Annotated in this window: 13 protein-coding genes; 2 read left to right on the forward strand and 11 right to left on the reverse strand. The window is 53.2% G+C overall.

The features are described 5' to 3' along the window. The 10 genes from ACM5QY_RS03065 to pilM form a co-directional block, all read right to left on the reverse strand. Positions 1 to 699 carry a phosphoglycolate phosphatase gene (locus ACM5QY_RS03065; RefSeq protein ID WP_416119151.1) on the reverse strand — a complete coding sequence of 233 codons (699 nt, stop codon included), beginning with the start codon at positions 697 to 699 and terminating at the stop codon, positions 1 to 3. Continuing rightward, entirely contained in the window at positions 692 to 1,369 is a 678-nt protein-coding gene (gene rpe / locus ACM5QY_RS03070) for a ribulose-phosphate 3-epimerase (protein ID WP_152327511.1), read from the reverse strand. The genes ACM5QY_RS03065 and rpe overlap by 8 nt, the downstream gene beginning before the upstream one ends. A 49-nt stretch (positions 1,370 to 1,418) precedes the next feature. Continuing rightward, positions 1,419 to 2,234 carry an adenine-specific DNA-methyltransferase gene (gene dam / locus ACM5QY_RS03075; RefSeq protein ID WP_152327512.1) on the reverse strand — a complete coding sequence of 272 codons (816 nt, stop codon included), beginning with the start codon at positions 2,232 to 2,234 and terminating at the stop codon, positions 1,419 to 1,421. Between the two features lie 80 nt (positions 2,235 to 2,314). Further along, the gene (locus ACM5QY_RS03080) at positions 2,315 to 3,361 is read right to left on the reverse strand and encodes an SPOR domain-containing protein (RefSeq protein WP_416119152.1); all 1,047 of its coding nucleotides are present in this window, start codon (positions 3,359 to 3,361) and stop codon (positions 2,315 to 2,317) included. A gap of 129 nt (positions 3,362 to 3,490) precedes the next feature. After that, a complete protein-coding gene (aroB, locus tag ACM5QY_RS03085) occupies positions 3,491 to 4,573 on the reverse strand; it encodes a 3-dehydroquinate synthase (RefSeq protein ID WP_416119153.1) in 1,083 nt (360 codons plus the stop codon). 56 nt (positions 4,574 to 4,629) lie between these two features. After that, positions 4,630 to 5,151, reverse strand: a complete 522-nt coding sequence (gene aroK, locus ACM5QY_RS03090; RefSeq protein WP_104923635.1) for a shikimate kinase AroK — start codon at positions 5,149 to 5,151, stop codon at positions 4,630 to 4,632. Positions 5,152 to 5,499: 348 nt separating this feature from the next. After that, positions 5,500 to 6,756: a DNA uptake porin HofQ gene (gene hofQ, locus ACM5QY_RS03095; RefSeq protein ID WP_416119154.1), complete on the reverse strand. Its 1,257-nt coding sequence runs from the start codon at positions 6,754 to 6,756 to the stop codon at positions 5,500 to 5,502. Continuing rightward, positions 6,756 to 7,610, reverse strand: a complete 855-nt coding sequence (locus ACM5QY_RS03100; RefSeq protein ID WP_416119155.1) for a pilus assembly protein PilO — start codon at positions 7,608 to 7,610, stop codon at positions 6,756 to 6,758. Before ACM5QY_RS03100 ends, hofQ begins: the two co-directional genes overlap by 1 nt. Continuing rightward, entirely contained in the window at positions 7,607 to 8,170 is a 564-nt protein-coding gene (locus ACM5QY_RS03105; protein WP_416119156.1) for a PilN domain-containing protein, read from the reverse strand. Before ACM5QY_RS03105 ends, ACM5QY_RS03100 begins: the two co-directional genes overlap by 4 nt. Continuing rightward, positions 8,170 to 9,009, reverse strand: a complete 840-nt coding sequence (pilM, locus tag ACM5QY_RS03110) for a pilus assembly protein PilM (protein ID WP_416119157.1) — start codon at positions 9,007 to 9,009, stop codon at positions 8,170 to 8,172. The genes ACM5QY_RS03105 and pilM overlap by 1 nt, the downstream gene beginning before the upstream one ends. A 121-nt stretch (positions 9,010 to 9,130) precedes the next feature. On the opposite strand from pilM, the gene mrcA reads away from it, so the two are divergent. After that, positions 9,131 to 11,689: a peptidoglycan glycosyltransferase/peptidoglycan DD-transpeptidase MrcA gene (mrcA, locus tag ACM5QY_RS03115; protein ID WP_416119158.1), complete on the forward strand. Its 2,559-nt coding sequence runs from the start codon at positions 9,131 to 9,133 to the stop codon at positions 11,687 to 11,689. 95 nt (positions 11,690 to 11,784) lie between these two features. Here mrcA and nudE read toward each other — a convergent pair whose 3' ends face one another. Beyond that, positions 11,785 to 12,342 carry an ADP compounds hydrolase NudE gene (gene nudE / locus ACM5QY_RS03120; RefSeq protein WP_104923641.1) on the reverse strand — a complete coding sequence of 186 codons (558 nt, stop codon included), beginning with the start codon at positions 12,340 to 12,342 and terminating at the stop codon, positions 11,785 to 11,787. Positions 12,343 to 12,784: 442 nt separating this feature from the next. Here nudE and ACM5QY_RS03125 point away from each other — a divergent pair, with 442 nt between their 5' ends. After that, a complete protein-coding gene (locus tag ACM5QY_RS03125) occupies positions 12,785 to 14,926 on the forward strand; it encodes an intracellular growth attenuator family protein (protein WP_416119159.1) in 2,142 nt (713 codons plus the stop codon). The last annotated feature ends 11 nt before the right edge of the window (positions 14,927 to 14,937 follow it).

Genomic DNA, 14,937 nt, shown 5'->3' on the forward strand with positions numbered 1-14,937 from the left:
TTATGCTTCCTGATCTTGTAAAGATGACAGCCCCAGAGTGGGCAAAAGGTCGGCGAAATGATCCAATACGCGATCGGGTTTGGTCAGCGCGATGGATTCACCGTAGTTATAGCCGTAAGTCATGCCCACACAAGGGCAGCCCGCCGCCTGAGCGCAATGAATATCGTTGCGGGAATCGCCCACAAAGACCATTTCGCTGGCACGCAGACCGAGTTTTCCCAGCATCAGATAGACCGGTGCCGGATGCGGTTTTTTCACCACAACGTCATCCCCGCCAATCACCAGCGAGAAATAGCTGTCGATGCCCAGTGAGGCAAGCAGAGGCGCGATAAACGGCGTGGGTTTGTTGGTGACCAGCCCTAATGGCAGATCCAGAGCCACCAGCGCGGCCAGCGTTTCTTTCACCTGCGGGTATAAACGGCTGCCGGAAGCCGCGGTATCCGCATAGTAATGGTCGAATTTATCGCGCACTTTTTGCAGGAATGCGGGCGATAAATCACCTTCTGCCCAGCGAACCGCGCGTTCAACCATCACGTCAGCACCGTTGCCAATCCAGGTGCTCAGGCGTTCAACGCCTGCGGCCGGTAAGCCAAAATCACGTAATGCTAAATCAACGGCTTCTGACAGGCCGGGTGCGCTGTCGACCAGCGTGCCGTCTAAATCAAACGCAATGCCGCGTGCAACAAGAGGCTCAGTCATGGGAGACCTTCGCCAGCTCACTGCGCATGTGGTCAATAACGGTGCGGTAATCAGGCTGGTTAAAGATGGCGGAGCCGGCGACGAACATGTCTGCACCGGCGGCGGCGATTTCGCGGATATTCTCAGCTTTCACGCCGCCATCGATTTCAAGGCGAATGTCGTAACCGCTGTCATCGATAATTTTGCGAACCTGACGCAGTTTATCAAGCGTGCCCGGAATAAATGACTGACCGCCAAAGCCCGGATTGACGGACATCAGCAGGATCACATCCAGTTTATCCAGCACATAATCCAGATAACTCAGGGACGTTGCAGGGTTGAAAACCAGACCGGCTTTGCAGCCGTGGCTTTTAATCAGTTGCAGCGAGCGGTCAACGTGCTCGGAGGCTTCAGGGTGGAAAGTGATGTAAGACGCCCCCGCTTCTGCGAAATCCGGGATCAAACGATCAACCGGTTTCACCATCAGATGCACGTCGATAGGCGCGGTGATGCCGTAATTGCGCAGTGACTTGAGGACCATCGGCCCCATCGTTAAATTCGGGACGTAGTGATTGTCCATCACATCAAAATGGACGACATCTCCGCCAGCTTCCAATGCTTTCGCCGTGTCTTCACCCAGGCGGGCAAAGTCAGCCGATAGAATGGACGGTGCAATCAAAAACTGTTTCATCCGCTTCTCCAAACGATAAGGTACCCGATGATTACCGGCTAAACGGCAATCAGCGATATAACGCTAAAAGTTCATTCACCATGCTGCGTTGGGCAACTTTGCTGCTGATGGTCCGGCGCGCCGAGACGCGGTGCAGCTGTTTCGCCTCTGCGTACCATTCCAGCGTCAGCGGTGTTTCGTGGTTGGAAATCAGCACCGGCACATTATTTTCATGGGAAAGCTGATACGCCAGCCGTGCCAGATTGCGCTGATCTTCCATACTAAAACTGTTGGTGTGATACGCCGTAAAATTGGCCGTCGCCGAAAGCGGTGCATAAGGGGGATCGCAATACACCACCGAGCCCGACTGCGCTTTCAACAAAGTATCCTGATAATGCTCGCAAACAAACACGGCATTGCGGGCTTTTTCAGCAAACCAGTGGAGCTCTTCTTCAGGGAAATACGGCTTTTTATAGCGGCCGAACGGGACATTAAACGCACCACTGAGATTATAACGACAGAGGCCGTTGTAACAATGGCGGTTGAGATAGAGGAAAAGTACCGAACGACGATAAGGATCGCTGCTGGCATTAAACTCAGCCCTCAGTGCGTAAAAACGATCTGATTCGTTAAACTCAGGCGTGAAAAGCACACGGGCGTCGCGCACAAATTCTTCTGTACGCATTTTCACGATGTTATAGAGATTGATCAGGTCGCTGTTGATGTCCGCCAGAATATAAGCGTCATACTCGGTATTCAAAAATACCGAACCCGCGCCAACAAAAGGCTCTATCAAACAATCTCCCGCTGGAAGATGACGTCTGATGTCATCTATCAGCGGGTATTTGCCGCCAGCCCACTTCAAAAACGCGCGGTTCTTCTTCATGCCGTCAGTTAGCTACTTATACAATTCACAGCCGCAGATTGTATCTTGTTTTTAGACAGCAAATCGCGTTGAGATCAGATTCATTTTTTAAGGTCTTGCTGTACCTGGTGTACAGGTTTGACCCACGGTTTTTTCGCCTGAACCTCCGCAGGCAAGCTGGAAATGGCACGCTTAGCATCTGCAGAAGACGCATAGTTGCCGCTAACCAGTACAAACCACGGCTTCCCGTCGCGGGCGGTCTGATAAACCAAATAATTTTTCAGGCCCTGCTCTCTTGCGAACGCGTTCAACGTACTGGACTGAGAAGCTCCGCTCAATTGCAGGGTAAAATGCGAACCCGGCGCAGATTTAATCGCCGAAGCGCTGCCGGAAGCAACAACAGGGGCTGAGACAGCTGGTGCGGCTGACGGATGTGTCGCCGGTGATTTCGTGGCCTGCTGAGGCTGAGATTTCGCCGTATGCGATGGGGTTGCCGTCGGTTTGTGCTCAGCCGGTTTCGCAGTATGAGCAGGTTGTGCATTACGCGCAGGCTGTACCGGACGGGTATGCGTTGCTGAAGGCTGAACGCCCGCTGGCGCCTGTGTACGCGCCGAACCGTTCACCGTGGCCGGTGCTGTTGGTAAAGAGGTCAGTGATTGGGCGGCGGGCGTCATACTGCCCTGCGCTACGCCATCCACCTGATTCTGCTGAGAAGATAAGGCATCGCCCATATCGCCGGGTAGATCGACACGCTCTTTCTGCCCGGTATCTGGCAGAGGCTGTGCTTCGGTAGGGGTTGACGAAACCGGCGGTAAACCGATGGTCTGTGGCTGCTGACCGCTGGCTGCCTGCGCCGTATTCGCCTGAGCCTGCACAGAAGGCTGAGCCGGAGCGGCGGCATCGTTGCCCGCAAGGCTGATGTCTTTAGGCCCGTTGTTCTGCTGCGCGGATGGGGTCGTCGTTGGCGACTTCATGGCGGAACCAATGCCGACAATCAGCAAGACCAGCACAACAATACCAATGCCGATCATCACGTACTGACGATTAACAGGAACCTTAGGAATGGAAGGAGACGGTTTGCGCGCGCGCGGTGGGCGGCGATCGCTGGTGTCTGGTTTGAGATCGTCTTCCGGTGTTAAATCATCCATCTAAAACCTCCAACCCGGCTAAAAACCTGAAACAGGTTTTACGCGGAGCAACTTTCCTGACTAAAAAATAAAGCTTTGCTGGGCATTGGTAAAATCGGTCGTTATCTGGCCAAAATCATGGCCGCAGTCTTAACGGCAATCTTCAATCGAAGCCAGCACCATTTCATGCGATACGCCGGAGCGCACTTCAGACTGACCAATTGCTTTGGGTAAAACCAGACGCAGCTCGCCAGCCAGTACTTTCTTATCACGCATCATGTGCGGCAGATAAGACTGCGCTTCCATGACCTGCGGGCCTGCAACCGGTAAACCCGCGCGGGTTAACAACGCTTTGACCCGGGCGATATCACCTAGGCTAAATTGCCCGAGGCGATGCGCGGTATAACACGCCATCACCATACCCGCTGCGACAGCTTCGCCGTGCAGCCAGTTGCCGTAACCCATTTCTGCTTCAATAGCATGGCCGTAAGTATGGCCCAGATTCAGTAAGGCGCGCATGCCGTTTTCGCGTTCATCGGCAGCCACAACCTCAGCTTTCAGCTCGCAGCAACGACGGATGCAATACGCCAGCGCGTTCATATCGAGCGCCAGTAATGCTTCCATGTTGTCTTCAAGCCAGACAAAGAAGTCGGCATCCAAAATAATGCCGTATTTGATAACTTCCGCGAGACCCGATGACATTTCACGGGCAGGCAGCGTTCGCAGACAGTCGAGATCAACCACCACCGACGCAGGTTGATAAAACGCGCCGATCATGTTTTTTCCGAGCGGATGGTTTACCGCCGTTTTACCGCCAACGGAGGAATCAACCTGAGACAGCAACGTGGTTGGCACCTGAATAAAACGCACGCCGCGTTGATAACTGGCAGCAGCGAAGCCGGTTAAATCACCGACAACGCCGCCACCAAGGGCAATCAGCGTGGTATCACGTCCGTGCGGCTTTTCAAGCAGCGCGGAAAACACGTCATTTAGAACAGTCAGGGATTTGTATTGTTCACCATCAGGCAGTATCACCTGATCAACACGAACGCCTGCCTGCTCCAGCACTGAACGAACAGCATCCAGATAGAGAGGAGCAAGCGTCTCATTGGTCACTATCATGACCTGATCGCCTGCCTTTACCGGCATAAAAGAAGCCGGATCGTGGAACAATCCGGCAGCAATCGTAATGGGGTAGCTACGCTCCCCTAACGTTACGGTAATCCTCTCCATGTCGTGCTTTGTAACCTTTTTAGCTGACACCCTCAGGCAATGATTTGAACCAAGAATCAGTTACTTTCCAGCATGTTAATAATCTGGTTAGCAACGACTTTGGCGCTTTGATCATCGGTACGAATAGTGACGTCGGCAATCTCTTCATACAAAGGATTGCGTTCCTTCGCCAGTGCTTCAAGTACTTCACGTGGCGGAGCACTCACTTGTAATAATGGACGTTTTTTGTCGCGTTGTGTACGCGCCAGTTGTTTTTCGATGGTAGTTTCAAGATAGACGACAACGCCACGCGCCGACAAACGGTTACGGGTTTCACGTGATTTAACGGAACCCCCACCTGTTGCCAGAACAATGCCCTGTTTTTCTGTCAGTTCGTTGATCACTTTTTCTTCGCGGTCTCGGAATCCGTCTTCGCCTTCTAAATCAAATACCCAGCCCACATCAGCTCCGGTACGTCGCTCAATTTCGTGATCGGAGTCGAAAAACTCCATATTGAGTTGCTGAGCTAACTGTCGACCAATAGTGCTTTTGCCGGCACCCATAGGCCCAACCAGAAAGATATTGCGTTTCTCTGCCATGTTTTTCGGTATTACTAAGACAAGTCGTTGATGATAACCCGCCCCGCCAATCAAATCAGCGGCGGGACCTAAACTGAAACCTCATGAGCGATATAGTGCGAGATCAGAAAAAAATTATCTCAACACTCTTGGTAGTTTGGCAACCGAATAAATCACTTTGCACGCCGCAGGAGGGAAACCGTACGTTTTTATCGGCGTGTCTGTCGTAATAAAAAGATCACGGTGCTCAATTCGGTAACCCTTGTAAGCTAAATCGACGGCAGCGTCAAACTCAGAAGCCTCTCACGACACAAAAAGTTGTATGCGCTCAACGTTATTGTGCAATTTCAGTTAAGCCAGAATACCCGTTTATTGGGTGCGGATTAAGGTCGGAGTGATGAAAATCACCAACTCGCGCCGCTGTTCATTCATGTACTGGTGTTTAAACAAGGAACCCACGACGGGAATGTCGCCCAGCACCGGCACTTTTGTGTCTGTTTTCTGGTTTTTACGCTGAAATATCCCGCCAAGTACCAGAGTTTCACCGTCTTTTACCGTCACCTGCGTTTTAATTTCCTGCTTATCGATTGCCAGCGCTTCGCCTTCGGCCTGTTTGATACTTCGCCCCGGCATGTTCTGGCTGATTTGCAGCGCCAGCTGGATGCGTCCGTCGCGCAGGATTTTCGGCGTCACTTCCATACCGAGCACCGCTTCTTTAAATTCGATAGGCGTGCTGCCGCTGGCTCCGCTTGAAACCTGATACGGAATTTCAGTGCCCTGCTTGATACTGGCGGTTTGCATATGCGCAGTCAGCAAACGCGGGCTGGCGATGATATCCACCTTATCTTCCTGCTCAAGCGCCGTCAGTTCCAGATCCAGAATCCGGCCACTGATGTGCGCCAGGTTAAAACCCGCAGCAAACATCGGATTTTCCACCGGCAGGCCCATACTGAAATTATTCACGCGCACCGCTTTGGTGATGGCTTCTTCCCCGTTGAATCCCCAGCGTACACCCAATTCACGCAGGCTTTCGCTGTTCATCGTGACAATATGCGCAGACAGCTGTACCTGCTGCAACGGCAAGTCCATTTCTTTTACCCACGGCTCCACGGCATCAAGCGCTTCGCGGGTATCCCGTAATAAAAGTGTGTTGGTGCGCGGATCGGCGGTTGCGCTGCCTTTGGCGGAAAGCAGTGAGCCTTTTTGCGCATTCAGACTGAGCGCAACTTCTTTTGCATCAGCATATTTCAAAGGCACCGTCAGGCTGAGAACCGGGCTTTGCTGCGCCATTTGCTCTGCGGCGTCCTGACGCTGCTGCTGTTGCACAAGCGGATCGATAACCGGTGACACCAGCAAAACATTCCCCTGTAACTGGCTGGTGAGATGGCTCATTTGCAAAATGATGTCCAGCGCCTGCTGCCAGGGAACATTTTTCAGCTTCACACTGATCTGGCTGTCGACGCCCGGCGCTATCACCAGATTTAACTCCCTCGTTTCCGCCAGTGCCTGCAATACCATCGCAACCGGAGAAGCCTGAAACTCAAGAGACACCGGTGGCAACGTTGCCGCTTTTACCGCGCTGAAACACAGCATGAGTACTGCCAGAAGATAACGACTGTTTTTCATTAATTTCCTTTCCCTGGAGAATTCGTGTTTTTGCCAAGCCAAAGTGTCTGCCGCTGCTCACCACACTGGAGATCCGTGATGCTGAGTTCAGCGTGTGAGCTGTCCAGATTGTCGATGGTCCACGCAGGCGTGCCGAGCTGTGTGCCCGTTTCAACACGGGTCCATCGCCCTTCGGGCGAAATCAACCAGCCAGAAAACTGTTCACCGGCAAAAGAGATACCGCTTAACCGCCACAAAAGCGGTTGAACGGCTGTTGTGCAGGACGATGAAACGGCCGCAGCGAACGGATCACGCTGCGCCACCGCAGTGATTGCATTTTCAGGAAGAGATTCCAGCCCCGTCGTTTGTGTCAGCAAAACCGACGCCGTCATTTCACTTCCGGCAGACTGCAAACTCAGTTCACTGAATGCGGGCTGTTCCTGCTGCTGAAGTGCTGACAGAAAATTCATCAGGCCGCTGAAGGATAACTTCAGCTGTAATTCTCCCTGAGGCTCGCCAGCCGGTTCTGCGGCTGGCTGCCAGCGAATCAGCGTGGCCTGCGCGTCTTTTAGCGGCTGCGCAAATTGCTGTGCCAGCGGTAAACGCTGCTGCTGTGCCGCAACGCTTTTGTTAAGCGAAGATTCAATGCTGTCCAGCGCAGGTGCCTGCAATAATGTGGCCTGCGCCCGCGAAACCGTCAGTTGCTGCACTTCGGTTTTCTGCTTTAACTCTGTTCGCTCCAGCCATAAGCCCCGGAGCAAAAACTGATAACAGATCAGAACAAAAATCAGCGCGCATCCCGCCAGTGCCACAATACGTTGCCAGCCCGGTTTTTCCATCAGGGGCTCAAGGCGCACGGAGAATGTCGTCATCATGGCAACACCTTCTCAACAGGCGCTGCATTCAGCCATTGAAACCGCGTTTTCAGCACGAAACTCAGCGTATGGTCAGGCTGCTGCTCCACGTTCGACAGATGAACATCCCGCAGCAAGGGACTGGCGGCCAGCGCTTCGCTGAATGCCAGAATGTCGTGATAAAAACGGCCCTTCCCTTTTAACGTCAGTTGCCCCTGATGTTCCGTCAGTTCGCTCAGCCAGACTTCCGCTGGGATCTGCGCCGACAGCAACGCCAGAAGTTGAAGATCGTTCAGGCTGGCCTGTCTGTGCTGCTGGCTGGCGATGCGTTTATCGGTGATCACTTTGAGCTGCGCCTGTGCACTGGTCACACGTCGTTGCTGAAGCGATAACGTTTGTGTGCTGGAATTTAGCGCAGATAAATGCACCTGCAACAGGGTTCGCTCCTGAAGGATAAAAAGCGACAGGCACATCACGCCACAAACAATACCGGCGGGAATACAAACGAAGCCCCTGAGCCAGCAGTGCAAAAGGCGCTGACGACGCAGCCTGCGCCACGGCATGAAGTTAACCTGCAGCATCAGTAATCGGCCTGACGGAGCGCCAGCCCGACAGCGGGAGCAAATGCACCCGGGTTGGCCGGAAGCGGCGCAGATAACTGGCCGATGGCACTCAGTGGTGACCAGTTTTGCATCCGCGGCTGTGGTGATTCACCACTGAAAAACACGTCGCGATGGCACAAGGCGGCAGCACGGTATTGAGCGCGTACTTTCTCTAAAAAAGAGGGCTCGTTTTCGATTTCACCGTGAGAAAACAGGCCAAACTGAAAAGGCAGGCTGTGCGGTGAAACCCACAGGAAAGCATCATCAAGCGGATGGATTAACAGTGCATCACCCGGAAGCCCTGCGGCATGCGCGGCAACCTGAAGCGCGCAGGGAGCGAGTTCAATGGTATCGGGAAACAGATGCGCCTGAGCCAGGCAGGATATCCACTGCTCAATTTCCTGCTGCCGTGCCGCCGTCACCACAACCTGATTATCGCCATGCGGGTCAGCGCGGTAATCCATCACCAGATGTTCCATGCTCAGCGGAAACTCTTTGGCAGCGCAGGCAAAGATAAATGCACTGCGGGCAGGTTCACGTAAACGGCTGTCCGGCGCAGCCAGTCGCTGTTGCATAATCCGTTGTGCAGGAAGGCTTATTCGCAGCGAAATCGCCGCCGGCAGCGTTTTTCGCCAGCACGATAAAATGGCGATCAGCGGCGTGGTCTCATGTAATATCCCCTCCCGCAATGTGAAATCGGGCAAGGGATGTTGCCACCAGTGACGTAATTGCCAGCCATGCCGCCGCCGCTGAACGGCAATCGCACGGGCAAAACCGGCTTGAATATCCAGACCTACCTGCCATGCTTGTAGTCGCATTTTCGCTCAATCTCCATATTGTCAGGTAAATAAAAGAACGTATCCATGTTGCTGCCTTGCCTTTATACTACCGCGCGGTTGTTTATAAACTGCCCAATTGACACTTAATGGGAAATCTCAGGTGAAGTTCGTAAAGTATTTATTGATTCTTGCAGTGTGTTGCATTTTGCTGGGAGCAGCCTCGATCTTCGGTTTGTATAAATATATCGAGCCTCAGCTTCCCGACGTCGCCACGCTTAAAGACGTGCGCTTGCAAACACCGATGCAGGTTTACAGTGCTGAAGGTGATTTGATCGCCCAGTACGGCGAAAAACGCCGTATCCCACTGAAACTCGACCAGATCCCACCGGAGATGGTGCATGCGTTTATTGCGACAGAAGACAGTCGTTTCTATGAACACCACGGCGTGGATCCGATCGGAATTTTCCGTGCGGCTTCTGTTGCGCTGGTGTCCGGGCACGCCTCGCAGGGCGCGAGTACCATTACTCAGCAGTTAGCCCGTAACTTCTTCCTCAGCCCCGAACGCACGCTGACCCGTAAAATCAAGGAAGCTTTCCTGGCCATCCGTATCGAACAGATGATGACCAAAGATGAAATCCTTGAGTTGTATCTGAACAAGATCTATCTCGGTTATCGCGCCTACGGCGTGGGTGCCGCAGCGCAGGTTTATTTCGGTAAAAACGTTGATCAACTGACGCTCAGCGAAATGGCGGTAATTGCCGGTCTGCCCAAAGCGCCGTCAACCTTCAACCCGCTGTACTCTCATGATCGTTCTCTGGCGCGCCGTAATACCGTGCTGGCGCGTATGCTGGATGAGAAATACATCACGCAGGCGCAGTACGACCAGGCTCGTGCAGAGCCGCTGGTGGCGAATTATCATGCCCCGCACATTGAATTCTCCGCGCCGTATCTGACTGAAATGGTGCGCCAGGAGATGGTGAAACGTTATGGCAACAACGCCTATAACGATGGCTATATGGTCTACACCACCATCACCAAGAAAACTCAGCTGGCCGCGCAGGAAGCTTTGCGCACCAACGTGATGAACTACGACATGCGTCATGGCTACCGTGGCCCGTCAAATCAGTTGTGGAAAGTCGGCGAGCCGGCATGGGATGAGAACAAGATTGTTCAGTCTCTGAAAACGCTGCCGGTTTATGGCCCGTTGTTCCCGGCCGTGGTTACCGCAACGGATAACACTCAGGCAAGCGCAACCCTGTCCAACCGCGCGGTGATAACCCTGCCTTACAGCGGAATGCGCTGGGCACGTCCTTATCGCAGTGACACGGCTCAGGGCGCGACGCCAAAACGCGTCTCCGACGTGGTGCAACCAGGCCAACAGGTTTGGGTACGTAAAGTGGGCGATGACTGGTGGCTGGCGCAGGTTCCTGACGTCAACTCAGCCATTGTTTCCCTGAACTCGACTGACGGTGCGATTGAAGCGCTGGTCGGTGGCTTTGACTTTAACCAGAGCAAATTTAACCGTGCTAATCAGGCGGTGCGTCAGCTCGGGTCGAATATCAAACCGTTCCTGTACACCGCCGCGATGGATAAGGGCCTGACACTGGCCACTATCCTCAACGATATGCCAATTACCCGCTGGGATGCCGGCGCAGGCACTGACTGGCGTCCGAAAAACTCACCGCCAACGTACTACGGCCCGATCCGTTTACGTCAGGGTTTAGGTGAATCCAAGAACGTGGTGATGGTGCGTGCAATGCGCGCGATGGGTGTGGATTACGCGGCAGAATATCTGCAACGTTTCGGCTTCCCGGCAGCGAACATTGTTCACTCCGAATCGCTGGCGCTCGGTTCGGCTTCCTTCACCCCGCTGCAGGTTGTGCGTGGTTATGCGACGCTGACCAACGGCGGCTTCCTGGTTGACCCGTATTTCATCACCAAAATCGTCGATGAATCCGGTCAGGTACAGTTTGAAGCCAAACCGAAAATCGTCTGCCGCACCTGTAATATCCCGGTGATTTACGGCGAAACGCAGAAATCTGCCGTGCTGTCGGATGACAATGTTGAAAACGTTGCAACGTCTACGTCAAACAACAATGCCAGCGTACCTACGCCACAGTTGGAACAGGTTCCGCCGAACTCGCCGCAGGTGGATGCTGCGCAGCAATATGCGCCGCACGTCATCAGCGCACCACTGTCATTCCTGATCAGCGACGCTCTGAACTCCAACATCTTCGGCGAACCGGGCTGGATGGGGACTGGCTGGCGTGCAGGCCGTGATTTGAAACGTCATGATATCGGCGGCAAAACCGGTACGACTAACAGTTCGAAAGATGCCTGGTTCTCTGGATACGGCGGTCCGGAAGTGGTCACTTCTGTCTGGATTGGCTTCGACGATCACCGCCGTGATTTGGGCCGCACGACGGCTTCAGGCGCAATCCCGGATCAGATTTCAGGCTATGAAGGCGGGGCGAAGAGTGCCCAGCCCGCGTGGGATGATTACATGAAATCTGTGCTGGAAGGTGTGCCGGAACAGCCACAAACGCCGCCTCCGGGCATTGTGACCGTGACCATCGATAAGAGCACCGGTAAGTTATCCGACGGCGGCGGTAACAGCCGTCCGGAATACTTCATCGACGGGACGCAACCGACGGAACATGCGGTTCACGAAGTCGGAACCACCATTATGGATAATGGTCAGGAACACGAACTGTTCTGACAGGCATGAAAGAATACGTTGTCCGGCACACATCGCCGGATAACAAAAAGCCGGTCTGCATAATGCACGACCGGCTTTTTTTGTATTTGACTCTGCTAGCGCGCGTTGCGCGTCAGGAAATCATGTGCCAGGAATAACGCGCTGACGTTGCGCGCCTCGCAAAAATCAGGATGTTGCAGTAATTCCATCATGCGCGAAACCGGCCAGCGGGTTTGCGGCAAAGGCTCCGGCTCATCGCCTTCGAGGCTTTGCAGATACAAATCTTTTGCGATGACGATATTCATACGGCTGGAGAAATAAGACGGTGCCATGGTCAGTTTTGCCAGCACATCGAAGTGCCGCGCGCCAAAGCCGACTTCTTCCATCAGTTCACGGTTCGCCGCTTCAAGCACACCTTCACCGGCATCAATGAGCCCTTTGGGGAATCCCAGTTCGTAACTTTCTATGCCCACCGCGTATTCGTGGATAAGCACCAGTTCGTCATCAATGACCGGAATAATCATCACGGCTTCACGCTCTGAAGGGCGCATACGTTCATAAACGCGCTCGGCTCCATTGCTGAAAGCCAGCTCGACAGATTCAATGGTGAACAAACGCGAACGGGCAACGGTTTCCACCTTCAGGATTTTCGGTTTTTGCAGGTGTTGTGTCATTTCATCCCCAGCTTATTATTCACCTGACCAGAGGCATTTTAATGGGTTCGTTTTACGATTAAAAAGCCGCTTACAGAAGTCATTGTGCGTTAATGCGGCCCAGAATCGCAATAATTACAGAATAACATCCGTGCCGCCGATCCCTTAAGCAAGAATTTTTGTTTAAAAAGCACACCCGCCCCGTTTAAAAAAAAGCCTCTGACTTACTGGCGTCACACTTTTGCTTTAACAAAAATGCACTCACTTCAAAATAGGATTATACCGATACCCGACGCCTCACAAATGCCGGTATCCTTTACAGTGGTGTTTTTGTGCACGCGATTCAGGCAAGCAACAATAAAATTCCTATCAAAAAGACCTCCGCGCGCGGAATGTGCATTTCGTTTATGTATAATACTTTCACAGAGTTGACGTAAGTCACCCACGTCTGAACGGGGATCGGATGAGCACAGTAGTCGTGACACTGGTGTTGTTGTGTATCGCAATCATTGCTACAGGATCGTATTTTTGGCTTGTCATGCGTCGTCGTCAGCGCGACGACGCCGTCGTGCGCTTTCCCACACCCAGTCAGCGAAAACTTTCGCAAAAAGAACGCGACGCCGTTGAGCGCTATCTGCGCCAGAATGAAGGTCTCGGGCAGACGCCGATTACCCACCGTAATGATCTGATTATCCTGCGCGATAAGCTCACCCTGACGACGAAAAGTGAGAATGTCTTCAGCGTGACGAAGGCGATCACGCGTTATGGTGTCGCCAGCGAAGATCCCAACAAGTGGCGCTACTTTCTGGACGCCACTGAAATCCATCTTCCTCCTTTCTGGGAGCAATATATTGCCCAGGAAAATCAGGTCGAGCTGATCAAAACCCAGACCATGCCGCTGGTGATTTCACTCAATGGTCATACGCTGGCCGATCACGTATACGAAGGCCCCGCGCCGGTTTCTGCTGTCATGCCTTCCCAGCCACAAAATGCCTCGATTCGTCATGAAGAAAGCGAACACATTGAGCTGGTGAAAGTGCGCAGGGAAACGCGGGAAGAGCACGCGCTGACCCGGTCTAACGGTGTTAGAGAAGCGCTGGCCATCTCCGGCGCGCTTTTGCTGTTGTTCATCATGCTGCAAAGCCCGGTCATGCTGTTGCCCTGGCTGCTGACGCTTTCCGCCTGTCTGGTTGCATGGGTTGTCTGGCGGCTGGTGTCCGAGCGTTTAGGTAAAAACCGTAAAGAAATTCATTGCCTGCGGGGCTTACCTAAACGCTGGGGGCTGTTTGGCGAATCTAAACAAGGCGATATCAGCAATATTTCGCTCGGTGCAGTCGATCTGGTTTATCCGTCGCATTGGCAGCCTTACATCGGGCGTGATTTAGGGCAACCGACCGACGTTGAAGTGTATATGAACAGCCAGGTCGTGCGTCAGGGAAGCTATCTGTCGTTACACGAAGAAGTGAAAAAATTCCCGCTCCAGCTGTGGGGTAAAAACCTGGTGCTGGCGACCTGTGCTTTCCTCCTGCTGCTGGTTTTACTGGTTTATATCCCTCTCGGTTTGCCTTTGAAACTCAGCGTCGCGTGGCTTCAGGGCGCACAAAGTTCTCAGGTCAACAGCGTGCAGGAACTGGAAAAAACGGCCCTACGCGTCGGCGATACTCTCAAAGTTCAGGGCAGCGGCATGTGCTACGTGCCGCCTTCTGCCAGCCGTACAGCTTCCGGTTACATGCCTTTTGATTGCTCAGGAATTTACTGGAATACCGCAACGCCGTTACCTGTCCCGCAGTCCGAAATTATTGACGCCGCCACCGCGCTGCAGACCACGGTGAATAACCAGATGCACCCCGGAGAAACCCCTGAGCAGAACATCAACCCGCAACTGGCGACCGCCATTGAAAAATCCGGCATGATCCTGCTCGATGATTTCGCCGATATTGTGCTGAAAACGGAAACGTTATGCGGCAAGAGCAATGATTGTGTGCGCCTGAAAAATGCGCTGGTCAATCTGGGTAACTCCAGCAACTGGAACGCATTGGTGAAACGTGCCAAAGCCGGTTCTTTGCAAGGGATCAACGTTCTGTTGCGCCCGGTCAGCGCGCAGTCTCTGAGTGAACTGGTTAACAACGCCACGTCTTCGTTCTTTATTCAGGAAACCCGCCGTGCCGCTGATAGCCTGAACAGCCCGCCGCCGGGCGGCTTTTTGATCAGCAACGATGAAGGTCATCAGCTTATTGAAATGCCGGTGCCGCCTGTCGGGCTATACGCCAATCCTCCACAGGATCAGTGGAAACAGTTGCAACACCTCTCTACACTTTTGCTGCATACGCCATTCAGCGCGCAGGGCGTGATCACCAGTATCAGCATTGATGCCAACGGAACACGTCACATTTCACTGCACAGTGAACCGGACATTTCGACGCTGTGGCGCTATCTGGGCACCAGCTTATTGCTGATCCTGCTTATCGGTATCCTGTTCGTGAATACCGTGCTATTTATCCGCCGCTTTGTGAAAGATAAACGCCGTATCGACGACATTCAGCAATATTATAATTCTTGTTTTCACCCGACGCTGATGCCAATGCCGGTCCATACACCGGGCTGAAAAACACACGG

The organism is Rahnella sp. PCH160, from assembly GCF_047784855.1.
Classification (GTDB): domain Bacteria; phylum Pseudomonadota; class Gammaproteobacteria; order Enterobacterales; family Enterobacteriaceae; genus Rahnella.